Raw genomic sequence first — 16,767 nt, 5'->3', positions numbered from 1 at the left:
GAAGATGAAGAAGTAGTGTCGTCTCGACCCTGTCAGAACGGGAAGAGATTAACGCACGATGCCAGATCCCAGCCAATTGCCCCAACGACTTCTTCGACGAGGTACGCAACGATGGGCGCGCCAGCGAGCGCTGCGAGTGCACCGTTGCGCCAGTCTTTCATCCGGCCACGCTTTTCGGGATTCTTGTAGATGCCACTCGCAGCGTGGGCGACAACTCCAGCGAGGAACCCGCCGATCATGACTGTCTCGACGATGAGCGGGCCGCTTGCGTTGAGTGCGTCGCCGATCGGTGTGCCGCACACACCACCCGTCTGCATGACGACCGGCCCGGACTGTTGGGCGAGCGCGTTCCCCACAACAACACTGTAAAACAGTGCTTGCGCGACAAACACATTGAATATCGCGCGCACGCGAGTGTTACCCGGCCGTAACCGGCCAACTGTCCCTTTCACTCGTGTCGACGCCGTTTCTTCCATGGCGCTTGGTGGTTGAGCCATATCTATCTCGTCTGACCGCATTAACAAATACGTTATGGATATTTATATAAGCCAATATTGTTAAAGGCGCGCCAGAAAACCCTGACAAATATGATAGACGATGTTAAGTGGACAAATGTGCCACGAGCGCTCCTCACCGACCGCGAAAAAGACGTCATTCGCGACGACGAAAGCGTCGATCCCGCGACGAGGTCGACGCTACTCGGCAGAATCGAACAGAAAATCTACGCCATGAAAGAAGATACCCAGCTGCTCCGGACGCATCGCCCCGACCTCGCCACCCAACTCGAAGAACACGTCTGTTCTGAGGTCCCCCGCGATCAACTTGCACGCCACGACCAACAGATCCAAGACCTCCAAGAGACCGTCGAGGACCTCAAAGAGCGTCTGGACGATCAGTCCGATTAACACCTGATTCGTTTCTTCGGCACTTGTGACGGTCGATCCCCGCACGATGTCGTGCGTTGGCCGTCTACCTCAACGAAGGCGCGCCGATCCTCCGGTATTCACGTATCGTGCTAAACCAACCGAACGGCTACGACGCGACCGTGCTCACGCCGACGGACGGCGCTCGAATCGAAAACGTCGATATCGACCTGCACGCCGAGACGGGCGGGCTCGTCGTGAGCGGATCGAACACCACCGTCGACGGCCTGCACGTCCGCACGCACGGCTTCGACGGCTCAAATCGTGGTTTTTCCGTCTGTGACGGGGAGAAGCGGCTGCGCAAGGAGACCTATCTGTATATTTTAGATAACGATACGTGGTTCATTGGGGCAAGCGCGACGTCCACTGTCGAGGAACAGTGGTGAGTCCGAGCGTTTCGAAGTCACTATCGAATGAGAAGATATCGTTGATGTCGTACTCGGACGCAAGGCACGCGGTCAGGTGGTCGACGAGAGAGATTCGTTGGTCGTCATAGCTGTGGAACTGCCGGCACGCGACCGAGAAGATGTGCTCGCCTACAGGGAGGATCGTGAATGAGCGCGAGCCACGAATCGCTGAGAGTGCTTCAGAGATCTCCGCGTGCGAAAGGCCTTGCCGCAACATCAACCCCACCAGTTCCGTGAGGATGTAGCGGCTTGTGAAGAGCCGGCCGAACGGTGCGTCCCCCGTTTGGATCTCGCGGAATACTCGCCGTGCACTCTCGTGATAGTGGTCGTTCTCGACGAACCGCGCATAGAACGCACTTGTATCGATGAACAGCGGGCGGTGAGAAGTGGACCCCATCGCGCCACACCGCCGGATTAGCGCTCATACAGTAACTCATCGACCCGCTCGGAGGCGTCGGTCGGCCCGTCGGTTGTATAGGTATCAGCGGAGAAAAACGGGTCCGAGGGATCAACGTCGTGGGCGACCGTCTCCTCGACGAGCCACCACACGACCGCACGCCCCCCAACCTTTCGCCGGTCGATCGCGCCCTCGTCGTGCAGCTGCATGAGTTTCTGCCGCGCCGCTTCCGTCGTACAATCGAGTGCCTCCGCGATATCTCTCGTTGTCACGAACGGGGCGTCATGCTCGCGGATTACGTCCAAGACACGGTCAGGGGTGATTTTCTCGACCCACTGTCCGTGCTCGTTCCGTTCTCGGCTCATATTTGGATGTACGAGATAGGGGAAGTTAAGCGTATGGCTACGAGACAAGAGGGATACCTTTATTACTGATTGCCTCGTAGCAATAGGTGAGAAGGACCAGTCACTCAGGGCGTAAGAACGCCCGGGTGCGGACACACCCGGACTGGCCTTCTCAAGGGAACCTGGAAGACCATGAGTGAAAATACAGCCCAGAAGCATGAAAGTACTGAACCGCGCGCTGACCGACTCACCGGCCCCCGCGTTGGCACCGACCGCGTCGGCACGCCGGACCACGAATACTACCGCTGTGAGCGCTGCAGCATGGAAGCGATCGACCGCGCGTTTCTCACCGACGACTGCACTGTAAGGAGTACTGAAACGGCGCACCCGATCGACGCCGATTCACGGGACAACTACTTGGGATGCGGGTTACTTGTCCGAAATAGATAATTCTTCAGAAGACGATAGTCTAGGTGGCAGAGGAGATAACACACCACCTCGTATCCTATGCTCCAGCCTCCTCTGTCGCCACTAGAAGTCATCCGACGACCTCGGCGAGACACTCATCACGAGTGGAACGCTGACAGCGTCAGCGTCGTCCGCTCCGCTAAGTACTCTGCAATTTCGTCACGACGCCAGCCAAGCGGCGAACAGACACTTTCTGCCGCTCGAAGCAACTGCTCAACATAAAACTCCACATCATACCCCTCTGGTAATTCATGCGCAAGCGCAACGCGGTCGCGGGAGCGCTTCGAATCATCAATGACAACGTAGGAGACGTCTTGGCCAGGCTGCGGATCTAATCCCACGTCGTCGGCCCGTTCAAGCGCTGCAACCGTCCGCGTGTACTGCTGATACTCTTCCACGTGCTTCGACGCTCGATTGTCGATCGCAAGCTTCTGCGGATCAACCTGACCATCACGAAGTTCAGCTAAACGCCGATCCAATCGATCACATACCGCTTCTGGCGACCGATACTGATCCAACGTCTCGATCAACTCCCGCTGGACATCTGCAATCCATGCCGGTGTCGAACGTTGTCGGCACTCGATCCCCCGATATTTATACTCCGAATCTTCGCTGCCTGTCCCTGCAACCTTTCCGAAGTACTTGGTGAGCGCGCCTTGCTCGCTATCGCGCAGCGGGACGAACGCTACCCACTCGAACGCTGTCTCATACTCAAGCCGAATACCCACACGGTCAGTAATCGCACTAGCTAGCTCCTCCAATGGCGTTTGCTCTTCATCGTTGATTGCGGTCACCCATAGACTATCGACGATCCCGTGAACCAAACGCCATCCATTCGCCTCGAATACCTCCTTTGCGTCGAGAAGGATCTCCCTGGCGTAGGCGTTGATCGCTTCGTGGCACTCAATCCGACCGAACTTCGCGTTCGAAAAGCCTTGATACCCAAAGCAGCTCACCAAGATCCACTTGATTGCATCTGACCGGGCTTGCAGGGTTGTGGCCCACTCAGAATCATCTGTCTCACGGATCTCTTGCTTGAACGCGTCGCGGGCATCGATCAGCGGCTGGAGCACGTCAACGAGATACCCCCGCTCATCGCAAATTGAGTAGCCGAGCCCGGGGACATCCTCACGGTCTGCATGGCACTCACAGCGGATCGTTTCGGAGCTGATGTTGAACTCGCAGATGATGTTCGGATACAAGCTTGAAAAGTCGAGCTCGTGAACGTCTTCGTGAAAGCCCACCTCCGGCGAGAAGGTGAATCCGCCCCGATCGGCGTCATCGAGCGTTGTGAGTGGTTTGAAGAACTCGTGACGCCAGGAGTTCCATGGGACGAGTACATCCCGCTCACGAGCTTCGCGGATCTGGATTGCCGTGAGCACGTTGCCGATCGACGCCCACGCGACTTCTTGCACTGGTTTGCCTGAGCGTCGGACCATGTCAAGACAGCCGTCCAACCCCGACTGAGCGAAGAAGAACGTATTCGATTTGTCGACGATCGCCCGACCGGGGATGTTGTATCGCGCGGGCGAGTGGCCGACGTTCCCGTAGCTTTCGTAGGTCGATTTCGAGGCTAACTGTTGCCAGCCGGGTAGGCGTCCGAATTGGAGATCCATCTCATGTGCATCGGCGGTCTCGTACAGAGTCGGAATGAGTTCACTCGACGAGAGGACCAGCACGTCCGGATCTGCTCGTTCAATTCGATGCTGAACAGCGTGCAGGATGGCTGTCGGTGAGCCGCTTACTGTCTCATCGTCGATCGTGAGTTCCGTGATCGGAGGGTTCGCTAATTCAACGGACTCGACCTCGATCGAGAGTGTCGATGGAGTCTGTGCTGGAGTCGGATCGAGATCGTTCTCAAGGCAATAGCGGAATTCGCGCGAGAAGTCGACATTGAAGCACTTGTACTCGCCCGGTCGTCCGAGCTTGCGAATCTGGTGTGCAATCGGAAGTACTGCATCTAGGTCGGCGACTTCGATTGTGAGTACATCTTCGTGGTCGTGGCGGAATCCCCGTCGCCACTGTTCGATGCAGAGCGAATTAACTCGTGGAGAAGATGTGAGTCGAGCACGGAGAGCAGCGAGTCCATCCTCACCCTGGCCATCGTATACTGCGTACAGCGTCGGCGTGTAGTCGGTTACATGTCTGTATTCAGGACCGTCTGAGGTAAGCGACCACTCGTACACATCGTCGAGGTAGTCGATTTTGTAGACCATCGCTCACTCCTCCTCGCAACTGTCTGTTGCTTCGAGCTGTTCGAGTCGTCTTTCAAGGGTATCGAGTCGACGTTCGTGAGCGAGCGCGATCGACATCATCGCTGGATAGAACGGATTCGTGTGGTTCAGATAGCCACTGGCGTCTGCGTGTGCTCGGATGTACTCGAATAGCTGGTCGAATCGCTGTTGGTCTTCGCGACGAAGCCCGCGTCGGTAAGCTGCCCACTCGTGTTCAAGGGAGCGAATGGTGTCTCGGTACGTCGGGTTAGTTCGACCCATTCGCGATCACCCCCGGCGTCTGCGGTCCAGTCTGGGCCGTTTCGTACAACGGTTGTCTCGCTTGGAGGATACGCTCCCAGAATGCAAGCGTTGTCTGGAGGTGACCGCCGCTAACCGGATAGACGAGCGTTTCGAACGAGTCCGCGACGAACCGTGGGCCAAATTGCGTTTGTTCGCATTCGATGATCTCGGTGGCTGCTGTCTCAATCGGTTCCGAGAACTCGTCTTTTTGACTCCGCGTGACGAGCACCGGCAGGTTATACTTGCGAGCGACTCCTGCGAGACTAGCGAGCACCCGCACGAGCATGTCGGTCCCCTCGGTGGCTCGCAGTGAGTCATCTCTGTACATGCCATCCAGTGCTGGCAGGACGAGCAGTGATGTATCAGTATTGACCGTCTCGGCGAGAGCCTCCGCTAAGGCGGTGTGTTGGAACGGTGTAAAGGCGCGCGCGACCTGAATCCGCTCACACACGCGGCGATCTGGAGCGAGTTGGGCGAGAGGGTTGGTATGGGCATGGCTGTGGGTATCCACCCAGTAAGCTCGACCACTGTTGAGCGAGGCGTGATCGACTACAAGTGTGTGTAATGGCCCAAGTGAGTATGATTCGGCTTTGAGGAGTTGAAGACCAGGTTCGAGTGCCGGTAACTCGGGGATCGGTGGGTGATCAGTCGTCGATTCCATGGTCGGACCACAACGGAGTGTAGAATAAGCCTCAGCGTGTCAGTTCCAATACTTCCGAAATCCGTCTCAGCGATGGGACTTTGTCGCCCAGTCGGGCGATTTTTTGCTCTTTCACTCGGTTTCCGAAATGGGTTTCCGAAAGCCGCTACACGGAGTCGCGACGCAACGGATCTTTGGTAAGTTTGTCCTCTCGACTGTTTGGGAGCGCATTTCAGAAGCGACTACCGGGCGGGAACAAACAAAGAGGTTGTAGATGACTTTAGATCCTGTACAACTATTTTTGAGCCTCAAATCTCTTTTCACAGCTAGAACGAGAAGACACAAAGAGGTTGATCGAGAGAATCCCTCCTCTTTATCCCTTTTCCGAGACGTAGTTATGGGCCCCATCAGCGACGCGATACTCGTGAATGTGGGGATCACACCTCGAAAACGAAGGACAAGTATCCTGACAATCTACCTTGTCCAGATGTCGCAAAAGAGATTACGGTGCATTCCCAGTTAACACCCGTAAACAGGCATGTGAGAATAATTGGCCATGAATCCGACGGTAGAATCGTCCACCTTGGCGGTTTTCGACCATCGTCCCTACCGCCGCTTTCCTACATGGAGAAGCACCTGACGTCCAAGTCGACCAAACGTTTGTACTTGGATTGCTATCGCCTCATGCCATCACCGAAAGGGATTCTTCGACTTCAGTAACACATTTCGAGCCGCTCGACGTATTGGTTAGTTCATCCGATGAGTACGATCGACGGGAAGTAGATTTAGCTCAACAGAGTGTATTAGTTATCAAATTTACTAGTAGGTGAAGTGTCAGACGAGGGAGACTGTGTGGCAAATGGATTCCGACTTTGGAAGACATACAAGACAAGTATTCCTATAAGAGCCCCAATTCGGACTGAGAGACTGGGGAAAACAATCCCGAGTGTGCCTAGGGCTAAGAAGAGAGCCCGAATCAGGAGCGTGAACGGCAGATTCATTCCTATGGATCCTGTGTTCAACCCGTGTACGACACCGAGAGCACCCATGAGGGCAATGGCAGCCGAAACAAGGGTTTCAAAGGTGAATCCGCCGACGACGAGCTCTGGATTATAGATAAATGCAATCGGAAGTATGAATAATACTGCCGATATTTTCAATGCCTCAACACACGTCTTCCAAAAGTTTGACTCCGCTATTCCTGTGGCAACCACTACCGCAATGGCGATTGGGGGTGTAAGGCCAGAAAGAATCGCGGAGTAAAACACAAAATAGTGTGCAGCCATTTCGGGAACGAGGAATTGGCTAATGAGAGTAGGCGCGATGAGGAAGGCTACAACGATGTATGCAGCGACAGTCGGCATCCCAAGTCCGAGTAGAATACAGACACCCATCGCCAGAATAACGGTAAGCGTCATATTCCCGCCCGCAAGGTCAATCACTATGAGTGACAGTATCCCAGGCAGCCCAGTCTGGGTGAGAATATCGACAATTCCGTTTACTGAGGCAACAATGATAACGATTGGTGCGAGTGTGACTGCGCCATACTTTAATCCCGCTATCGTCTGGCTAACGATCTCTCGGCTCTGGCTAGGGATTTCATCGACGTCTTCGAAAGCCTGTTTAACGAGGGGAAAGCCGAACCCAGTAAGGATCATTGTTACGACTGTCCACAAACCTGCAGACATAGCCGACCACTGCAAAACGCCAAGTGTATACACCAGCACAATGAACGGAATGACGAATCGAACAGACTGAACTAAAAGCTCCTGTTTGGATTTCGTCTCGTCAAGATAGTCACCCATATTGATGTCTACGACCCCGTCAATCTGTTGCATTGTAGTGTAGTGGACAGCGATGACTACAGAAATATAGAAAATCATTGCAGGGATGATCCCTGCGATTGCGACTGTCAGATAAGTCGTTCCCAAGATTGACGCCATCACGAATGCTGCGGCACCCATCACAGGTGGCATGATCTGTCCGCCCGAGGAGGCGACCGATTCGATCCCCCCTGCGGTGTCAGATCTCATTCCATGCTCCTTCATCAGTGGAATAGTGAACGATCCGGTGATTGCAGTGTTAGCCGCTTGACTCCCGGTAATTGATCCAATGATGATACTTGCAGTGACGGCTGATTGCCCGACACCAGATTTGATGTACCTTACGGAACGCAGCGCGATACGCAAAATGAGATCGAAGGCACCGTAGCCACGCATCAGACCAGCATACAACAAAAACAAGGCCACTTCTGATGCCATAATACGGTGGATCGATCCAAAGAAGCCTTCAACATCAAGTACGAGGATTAAGAGGAGTCTGTTAAGACTGAACCCCCCGTGGCGCAGGATTCCAGGGAAATAGTTCCCGGCATATCCATATATGATTGCGAGTACAACAACACTGACAAAAATGGCGCCATACGATTTGTATGTTAAATATAATATTGAATAAACAAGTATGGCTGCAAGAACGTATTCATACTGAAACGCGAAGCCCACTCGAGTATAAATCAGCGCCTCATAATGTATCAACATGTATACCGTCGCAATAACACCACCGATCCCAGCAATGATTAATAATCCAAGAGAAATAAAATTGTTCTCTTCAAGAGCTTCTTCTGTCTCACTAAGAACAGCTATTAGGATCATAAATCCCATGAATAAAATTCCGTATCTCGCCTGGGGCATTCCTTGGGTATATGCGAACCAAAGAGTCACCCCCCAAGAAAGTGTAGCCAATATAACTAAACCGCTAGTTATATTATTTTTAACGATTTTATCGTTTTGTGTCATCATTAGATCATTACTGAAATACTGTGTTTCTTTAGTACTATCATCTATATTCTGATTTGTCTACGATTAGTTTAGCATTCATGTTCCCAGGCGCTCGAGAAGTCTCGATCGACTACTCTCCGCGTTTCCATGAATCATTCCAAGCGTTATTCTCCTTGAGGAAGTCTGCTGCGCCAGGGTGAACTGGAGTATTTGTGTGATAATACTCAGTTAAACTTTTAGGATCAGAGTGATCCATATAATTTGAGTCCGATTCTCGTGCTTCCTTCCAATGCTTATGGGTAGTTTGTAAGACTTCTTTAACCGCTTTGGCTGGAACGTCCGGTGAGAAATATGTATTATAGTCGTCTGTCCAAGCTTGATATTGATCCATTCCAATATCCTGCTTATACCCATAGGGTTCTACTTCAGCGAATCCTGCCTCTGAGTTTTTAATGGCAGTGACGTAATCATCACTCATTTTCAACGCGTGGACGCTTGCTCGGGAGTCGACCTCCACCATCCAACTGGGGAGACTCCGGCCATTAGTTCCGTACGCAAAGAACACATCAATGCGACCCTCGTCTATCTGGGAGGCCACGTCTTCGGCAGACACATCTACCGTATTTTTTATATCTCCTAAACCAGCTTCTTCCATTATGTTGACGCAGAGTGTTCTGAGACCCCAGCCAGGTGGGCCCACCCAAATGTTTAGATCCTTTTCCACCGCTTCTTCGATTGAGTTAACATTCACTCCCTCTACTGCTAACCAATGCATGTGAAGGGACAAGTATGAAAAACCAAGATATGGGAAGTTCTCAACAGCTTGTCCGCTGAATGGCTCTCCCTTGTCGACAGCCTGCTTGAAAATGAAATTCCCCGCAGTGTAGCCGTCTAATTCATCGTTATCGTATGCACGAATGCTTTCCGGATCACCACCAGGTGCCGTGACGCTGAAATTCACTGAGTCGCTATGATTCGATAAAGACCGCTGAAGCGCTTGCATGGAGGCGTACGACGCGGAGCCGTCCGAAGAAGCACCAATAGTGAGCATTGAAGTGCCTCCATTACCTCCGCTGCCCCCGAGGCAGCCACCTAATCCGGTGATTCCGAGACCGATACCTGCTTTCAGAATATGACGACGTGGTATCCCCTGTGTGGATGGATGGATGGAATTGTCTGTCATTCTCTCACATAGGTAGAACTAACGAATTGCATAATAAACTTACCGATTATTTTGATGAGGTGTATTATAAAATATTTGATGTGTATCTTTAACGATTGTTCTATTTCATACCACACCGGGAACGTATTTTATCTTGGTTCCTCATACAAGTGTGACTATTGCAATAGCATACGTGAACGTCAATTCAATTATCGGTAGTTGTGTGTCGGCCCAGAGGAACAGCAGCCCGGATCTCGATTTGTTCACATCACGGCGTTCGACGGTGTACGCATAACGTGGGATCGTCGCAATGAGCCAACCGCTGGCCTCGAATGCTAATGTAGCGGTGTTGCGAGACGGGTAGGGGTAATGGCCGCGCTGCACGGCCCGTATCACGATAGGATGCAAACCCGAGATTCTTAACGCACCAAAGACTGTCCGTGTGGGAAACCCCGGCCTAAACAGTAGGTGCCGAATCTCGAGACGGATGCGATCGGTTGCCCACCGTGAAGAATAAGAAGTCGCGATCACCGACGTTTTCTCACCAGCTAAACTCACTGTAGAAGCGGTGAGCCGTCCTCGAAACCAAGCGAACGGAACCTTGCCAGTAGACAGCGGCGTGCTGACCCAGGCCGAGTGGTCTGCGCAACCTTTGTATGGCTATTGGAAGCAGGATCAAACCACGACCATTGGAATCAATCGAATTTACGCTCTTTGGGATGTCATTCGCCCGAGCGAGTGTTCAAAGTTACGCTAACTACTCAGCCTGGGTCAGCCGTCGACCGCACTGCTATCCATATGGAAGCGACAGTATGAACAGCCGAAACAAGCCGTCGAGACCGCTGGTCGATCGGTCAACACTCGCTACTCAACGAATGTGAGACACACCAAAATCCACAGAGTGTACAACGCCACGGCAAAGAGAAACTCGAACAGCCGGACAGCGAACGTCGTCGCCGACGTTCGCGGCAGGAATTCACCGATCTTCCGATAGGACGTCTCTATTCCCCAGCGATGTCGATACGCTTCCGCAAGCGGCTCATCATCCTCGACAGAGACCAGAACAAGTCGTCGTCCCGCGTGTGGTGCGGGACGACGAGGGTCACCGGAACCGTCCCGGGCGGTGGATTCTAACTGAGTGGCGTCTAGTGGAAAAAGGAATAATATCACAGTAGGCAAATTTGTTGTCGACGTAACATAGTCACATGCTATGGAATGCCAGGGTCGAACCACGGAGCGACAAAACGGATACGCGGGGACAGGATACGTATTCCACTGACAGAACCCGATTGCCAGATCTGCCGAGATATAGTCCCTTCAACTCCGCCGTTGAAACAATTCTAGATCTACTGCTTCTTGCGATGTCGACGCACTCCGCGCGGTTTGATACACGTCAAGCAGATCGAGCAGCCGCTGATCCCGCTCTTCGATGAGTGTCTCGAGGTCAGCGTCATTCCAGTTGTAGACACCGCAACCGGATTTTACACCAAACCGGCCTTCTTCGACAAGGGCGGAAAGAATGTCTGGCGGTGAGGTACCACGATCGATGTCCGGGAGAAGTTCTTTCAGGACGGTATGGTGGATATCGAGGCCAGAATAATCGGCCTTCTCGAGCGCACCAAGCACTGGGAGTCGAAACCCGAAAGTGCCCTTGACTGCGCGATCGATATCTTCCGGGCTGGCAACCCCTTCTTCAAGTAGTGTCCACACCTCCCGGGCCATCGCTGACTGAATGCGGTTTGCGATAAACCCCGGTACGTCTCGTTTGACGATGACAGGGTCCTTCCCGATCTTCTGGAGGAATTGGCAGGAAATGTCGACGGTTTCGTCGGCGGTGTGGGTGCCGTAGACGACTTCAACAACAGGGACGATGTGAGCAGGATGAAACCAATGCATCCCGCAGAAGCGCTCGGGGGAACTGATCGATCCGACGAGGTCGTCAAGTGGAAGTGACGACGTGTTCGTCGCCAGCACGGCATCGTCAAGCGCATAACGATCGATCCGTTCGAACGCAGCAAGTTTCGTCTCTCTAATCTCAGGTACCGCCTCAATGATTAGTTCTGCATCCTCGACAGCCCCCTCGATCGAGGTGACGTATTCAATGCGAGCGATAATCTCGTTCGCGTCAGTCGCTTCATATACATTACTAGCTGCGATGGTCTCTGCTACCATCTTGATCTTTTCGCGCGCCGCTCGAAGCGATGTCTCGTCGACGTCGAACAGCGTCACTGAACAGCCTCCGGCGGCTGCGGCGACAGCAATGCTGTGTCCCATCGTGCCGGCACCGATCGTTGCAAGCTTGGAGGTGGGGTGGTTCCCACCAACGGAAGATCTTCGATCCATGTGCAAATGGTCGCCTACCGGTCCAATAATGTTTTGTGAGCGTACATCAGTATCACTCTAGATGAGTTACCAAAATTACCTTGAGGGCGGAAAGCTGATCCTGACGGTGCCGACGACAGGTGGGGTACATGGGAAAGAAGCAAATCCGAACCTACCGGAGTCGCCTGAAGAGATCGCCGAGACAGCCCGCGAGTGCGAACGAATTGGGGCATCGATTATTCACCTCCACGGCCGTGACGAGCGGGGTGAGCGCGACGCCAGTCGGCTTCAAGAGATTAACGACCTAGTCCGAGAACGCTGCGACGACATCATTATTCAGAATACGACGGGTGGGACGGGGTTGCCCCTTGAAGAACGGGCAAAAGGCATCCGAACCGACCCGTTACCAGAAATGGCGTCGCTCGACATGGGACCGATGAACCGATATCAGCATCTCACCTCCGAGAACACTCGCCATATGATTGATACGTTAGCGTCAGAAATGCAAAAAAAAGGAATTAAACCGGAGATGGAGGTATTCAATAATGGCCACCTTAACGAGGTCTACCGCCTGATCGACAAGGGATTGCTCGACAAACCCTATTACATCAACATCATCTTCGGCCCCGGAACGCTGACGCCGGCGACGCCGGAGAATATGATAAATATGATCAACAATCTCCCAGAGAACTCAATTTTCAACGTTCTATCAATCGGACCCCATCAGCTGCCACTGACGACGATGGGTATTATCATGGGCGGACACATCCGTGTAGGTATGGAAGACAATCTGTACTACCGTCGCAGCGAACCCGCCAAAAGTAACGCGCAGTTGGTCGCGCGAGCTGTTCGGATCGCGGACGAACTTGAGCGGGATCTTGCGACACCTGCAGAGACACGTGAAGTCCTTGGTTTATCGGGAGTGTAAGCCGCTCACGTCGATCGCGACGATGTCTTCAAATGACAGTAATCCCTCCGGGACTTTCTGGGACAACGAAACAGACGTTATTACTCGAGACCAATTTTGTCACGGTAAAACTCACAATCACGAGTATGAGAGAGCTCGTGACGGTCGTTGCAGACATCTGCACGCATCGGAGAGACGAACTCATCAATGACTTCACAGTACGCGCGCTCGGTGTCGAATTCTAAGCTACCGTCTGAGTTACGGTACGAAAGGTACGGGCAAGTCACACACTTCACATAGAAATATGACCATGAATAAGTTTGGGATGTGAGCGCCGACGGAAGCACCAACCCACTAACGCGATTGGCCGAATTACTGATCTTTTTCCACTCGATTGTGATACGTAGAGTATGGCTGAGATACTGTTTCTCAATGACGAGGAGAGTGCTGGTCTCCTAACGCCAGCGGAGTACCATAGCTTAATTTTGAGGAACCGTCGACTGACAGCAACTACACTCCCCGAGTCGAGGTTGTATTTTGAATTTCGTGGCAGAGCACGCCTACTTAGCCATAGAACTGGTGGGTCAATATTTCTATGCGATTGCTCACGGCGACGGAGGTCGAGTCTCCGGTTGATTCCCTAGAACGGTGGTGATCTCACCGCCCTTTCGGACGCGACGATTGTTACCGTGAGATACCGATTCGATCAGTTGAGGCCTCGCGGATTTTCGGTCCGAGGTCATCTCGCGGTCTAGCCACAAATAAACTATGAGTCTGAAAAAACCGCACCCGTCTTGTAGAGGCGATCAATCTCGTTCTCAGAGTACGAAAGCGACTTGAGGATTTCGGCGGTGTGTTCACCGATTTTCGGCGGTCGCAAAGAGAATTCACCATTGTGGATCCCTGAACTGAACCGGAACGGTAGCGCCGGGGCCTTCACTGGTTCTTCCAGTTCGGGGTTATATGAGTCGATGAGTAGCGACCGCTCTTCGACGTGGGGATCGTCCTCAACAAGATTCTGGACGGTCTGGACCGCGCCTGCGGGGATCCGTGCGTCGAGTAGGTGTTGTTCCAGTTCCTTTGGACCAAACTGTGCAAATTCCGCGGTGAGCTCGTCACGAAGCGTTTTTCGATGTTCGATGCGGTCTTCGATCGTTTCAAACCGTTCGTCCTCAAGCAGATCCTGTCGACCTAGGAAAGTGCAGAGGCGCTCGTACATTTCCTCCGACAGAGTTGCGACATACGTGAAACCAGTATCCACTTGGAAGACGCCGTTTGGTGCGCTTCCAATGCCCTGTTCCCCGGCGCGTACCGGCAGGTTCCCTGTTCGGTCGTAGTTCGTAATCCAGTACGACATCCAGGCGACCGCCACATCGAAAAGCGAGATGTCGATGTGTGTACCCTCCCCTGTTCGATCCCGCTGACGAACGGCAGCCATGATTGCGAAGGCTGCGTTTGCGCCGGTTCCGCAGTCGATGAGGCTCGCGCGGATACGGACTGGTGGACGATCCCGGTAGCCGGTGATCGACATTAAGCCCGAGACTGCCTGAATACAGGGATCGTATCCCGGGTGTGTTCGATACGGCCCGCTTCGGCCGAAACCCGACAATGAACAGTAGACGGCGTTCCTGTTCTGTATTGAGACTGCGTCGTAGTCAAGATCGTACTTCGCGAGGACTCCGGGGCGAAAACTCTCAACGATCACGTCCGCCTCGTCCATGAGCTCAGTGACGATCGACAGCCCCCCGTCGGTTTTGATGTCGACACAGAGGCTGAGCTTTCCATGATTGAAGGGTACAGACATGTCTCCGCCCATCAAGTTCCGAAAATTGTCGCCTTCCGGAGGCTCGACCTTGATTACGGTAGCTCCCATCTCCGCGAGTAGTTGTGTGCAGACTGGGCCGGCGACCGATTGAGTGAGATCGACGACGGTGAGATCATCTAACGGCTTCATACGGAGGTAGATCAAGGGGATTGGAAAAATAGTTTCGGGAGCAGATGTCATGACACAGAAGCTGTCTCTCCCACTCGCACTGAGGATGTCGGGACGGAAAGTAGATACGATTTCGCTTTTACAGAGATTCGAGGAGAAAGCCCACGACTGTAGTCGTGGGAGACTATCACTTCCGTTACTCGTTCATTAGGACGCTCGACTGAGGTTCATATGGATCAGTCGGGACCTCAACGAGTGTTGGTCCATCGCGTCCGATGGCTTCGGCGACTGTCTCGGTGATTTCGGTGGGGTTTTCTGCGCGCATAGAACCCATGCCAACTCCTTCGGCGATAGTTGTGTACGATACTGGTGCGTCATCCCACCCGTACTCGCCTTTGTCCATTTGGTAATCCCGACCTGCTTCTTCGCTGATGATGGCGTAGTCGCTATTGTTAAGAACGACGACAGTTACGTCAATCGTCTCGCTGACCAGCGTGTGGAGTTCGTGGAGACACATTAGTAACCCACCGTCGCCAGTGATCGTCACGACGTCTTGATCTGGGTTGGCTAGTTTTGCGCCGATTGCTGACGGGAGACCTGATCCCATTGTTGCCCACGACCCTGGAGCGACATAATCGAGAGGTTTGTACGTCGGAAACGTGAGAAGCGCCCACAGTCGGAACCCGCCTACGTCAATGGAGACGATTGAGTCGCGTGGTATCCCTTCACGAAGAGCGTCGAGTGCAACAACGGAAGTCACTGGCGTTTCGGTGACCTCCCGTACGCGGGCAAGGCGATCGTTAATCGCCTCGCGAGTCTCTCTAGCGCGCTCCACACCGTCTCCGGCAGCGATTGTACGACTTGCCAATGCGTCGTTGAGTTCATTGAGCGTACGGGCTGCGTCAGCGACGATTCCTATTTTGGGTTCATAGCCCATCCCGATATCGTTGACGCCAAGCGTGATGTGAACGAGGTTGTCGGGGACGTCGACTGACCAATTCTGCATAGTGAGCGCATCGAAGTCAGTGCCGGCCCCGAGTGCAGCATCGGCATCGGCGATGAGTTCGTTTAGGGCCGTCCCTGTTCCACCACAAAGTACGCCAGCCGCGAGGTCGTGATCGTCAGGGAAAACGGCCTTCCCTTTGTACGTGAGTACGACTGGCGCCTCTAGGCGCTCAGCGACAGTTTTCAATTCGTCGCTAGCGTCGGACGCACGGATGCCACCGCCGGCGATAATAATCGGTGCAGACGCTTCTGCGAGAAGGTCTGCAGCATGCTCAACTAGCTCCTCCGGAACATCACCGAACGACTGGAGTTTGACCTCGCCCTGTTTGGCAATCGAAACATCCATAGTAAGGAAGTTCTTTGGAATGCCGATTCGAACGGGGCCTTTCGGAGGTGTCATAGCGATATCGATTGCCTGCTGAAGTGCCACGACAGTGCTCTGTGGGGTTTCGACGGTGATGTTCTTCTTAACAACATTATTGTATGTGTCTGGTGGTGTCTCATGGATACCGTCCCCACCGCGGATCTCAGGCTCAGTTTCGATGGCGATGTGCAGCAGTGGTGTACAGTCGTTCAGCGAATTTTTCAATCCGTTCATCGCATTCATGTCTCCCGGCCCGGGAATAACCACCGTAGCAGAGAGCCGACCACTCGTCTCCGCGTAACCCCATGCTTGGTGCGAGACCGCTGTTTCGTGGCGAGCCATGACGAACTCTATATCATCACGTACGCTGATACTCTCGTTTAGCGGGAGTGATTGTTTGCCGGGAATACCGAATAGGGTGTCGATTCCGTTTTCTGTGAGACAATCAATAATGGCCTCATTGACTTTCATAGACATGGTGCGAGTGTAGAGAGCGTAAATCTTTAGAATAAGGAAGATACGAAGCTATCGTAGTTCTTGTCAATGGGAATCCTTATCTTGAGGATACACGGCACATCACATACTCCTGATCAGCTATGGCG

At 53.2% G+C, this 16,767-nt stretch carries 14 protein-coding genes; 3 read left to right on the top strand and 11 right to left on the bottom strand.

Features of this window, described 5'->3' with window-relative positions:
• Nucleotides 1–32: 32 nt before the first annotated feature.
• Nucleotides 33–497 (bottom strand): hypothetical protein, encoded by a 465-nt coding sequence (locus tag C3L37_RS18655; protein ID WP_129116076.1) that lies wholly within the window; start codon nt 495–497, stop codon nt 33–35.
• A 117-nt stretch (nt 498–614) separates the two neighbouring features.
• Between C3L37_RS18655 and C3L37_RS18650 the strand changes: the two genes are divergently transcribed.
• Nucleotides 615–905 (top strand): hypothetical protein, encoded by a 291-nt coding sequence (locus tag C3L37_RS18650; protein ID WP_129116075.1) that lies wholly within the window; start codon nt 615–617, stop codon nt 903–905.
• A gap of 56 nt (nt 906–961) precedes the next feature.
• Complete coding sequence (locus tag C3L37_RS18645) at nt 962–1,309, top strand: hypothetical protein (protein ID WP_129116074.1); 348 nt, start codon at nt 962–964, stop codon at nt 1,307–1,309.
• Here C3L37_RS18645 and C3L37_RS18640 read toward each other — a convergent pair.
• The 8 genes from C3L37_RS18640 to C3L37_RS18600 form a co-directional block, all read right to left on the bottom strand.
• Nucleotides 1,266–1,727 (bottom strand): type II toxin-antitoxin system VapC family toxin, encoded by a 462-nt coding sequence (locus C3L37_RS18640; protein WP_129116073.1) that lies wholly within the window; start codon nt 1,725–1,727, stop codon nt 1,266–1,268. The genes C3L37_RS18645 and C3L37_RS18640 overlap by 44 nt on opposite strands.
• Nucleotides 1,728–1,744: 17 nt before the next feature.
• Nucleotides 1,745–2,092 (bottom strand): FaeA/PapI family transcriptional regulator, encoded by a 348-nt coding sequence (locus C3L37_RS18635; protein WP_129116072.1) that lies wholly within the window; start codon nt 2,090–2,092, stop codon nt 1,745–1,747.
• Between the two features lie 545 nt (nt 2,093–2,637).
• Nucleotides 2,638–4,755, bottom strand: coding sequence for a type B DNA-directed DNA polymerase (locus C3L37_RS18630; protein ID WP_129116071.1), 2,118 nt, complete (start codon nt 4,753–4,755; stop codon nt 2,638–2,640).
• 3 nt (nt 4,756–4,758) lie between these two features.
• A complete protein-coding gene (locus tag C3L37_RS18625) occupies nt 4,759–5,034 on the bottom strand; it encodes a hypothetical protein (protein WP_129116070.1) in 276 nt (91 codons plus the stop codon).
• Complete coding sequence (locus C3L37_RS18620) at nt 5,021–5,716, bottom strand: hypothetical protein (RefSeq protein ID WP_129116069.1); 696 nt, start codon at nt 5,714–5,716, stop codon at nt 5,021–5,023. The genes C3L37_RS18625 and C3L37_RS18620 overlap by 14 nt, the downstream gene beginning before the upstream one ends.
• Before the next feature lie 782 nt (nt 5,717–6,498).
• Nucleotides 6,499–8,490, bottom strand: a complete 1,992-nt coding sequence (locus tag C3L37_RS18615) for a TRAP transporter permease (protein WP_129116068.1) — start codon at nt 8,488–8,490, stop codon at nt 6,499–6,501.
• A 112-nt stretch (nt 8,491–8,602) separates the two neighbouring features.
• Nucleotides 8,603–9,655, bottom strand: a complete 1,053-nt coding sequence (locus C3L37_RS18610; RefSeq protein ID WP_129116067.1) for a TAXI family TRAP transporter solute-binding subunit — start codon at nt 9,653–9,655, stop codon at nt 8,603–8,605.
• A 1,296-nt stretch (nt 9,656–10,951) separates the two neighbouring features.
• A complete protein-coding gene (locus tag C3L37_RS18600) occupies nt 10,952–11,977 on the bottom strand; it encodes a 3-hydroxyacyl-CoA dehydrogenase family protein (RefSeq protein ID WP_129116066.1) in 1,026 nt (341 codons plus the stop codon).
• Nucleotides 11,978–12,038: 61 nt separating this feature from the next.
• Here C3L37_RS18600 and C3L37_RS18595 point away from each other — a divergent pair, with 61 nt between their 5' ends.
• On the top strand, nt 12,039–12,884 hold the full coding sequence (locus C3L37_RS18595; protein ID WP_129116065.1) for a BKACE family enzyme: 846 nt from the start codon (nt 12,039–12,041) through the stop codon (nt 12,882–12,884).
• A 745-nt stretch (nt 12,885–13,629) separates the two neighbouring features.
• On the opposite strand, the gene C3L37_RS18585 is transcribed toward C3L37_RS18595, so the two are convergent.
• Both C3L37_RS18585 and C3L37_RS18580 read right to left on the bottom strand, forming a co-directional pair.
• On the bottom strand, nt 13,630–14,817 hold the full coding sequence (locus C3L37_RS18585; RefSeq protein ID WP_129116063.1) for a CaiB/BaiF CoA transferase family protein: 1,188 nt from the start codon (nt 14,815–14,817) through the stop codon (nt 13,630–13,632).
• Between the two features lie 175 nt (nt 14,818–14,992).
• The gene (locus C3L37_RS18580; protein ID WP_129116062.1) at nt 14,993–16,636 is read right to left on the bottom strand and encodes a thiamine pyrophosphate-binding protein; all 1,644 of its coding nucleotides are present in this window, start codon (nt 16,634–16,636) and stop codon (nt 14,993–14,995) included.
• Nucleotides 16,637–16,767: the final 131 nt, after the last annotated feature.

This window comes from Halegenticoccus tardaugens, assembly GCF_004116405.1.
Lineage (GTDB): Archaea > Halobacteriota > Halobacteria > Halobacteriales > Haloferacaceae > Halegenticoccus > Halegenticoccus tardaugens.
This window is presented reverse-complemented; position numbering and strand designations above follow the sequence as displayed.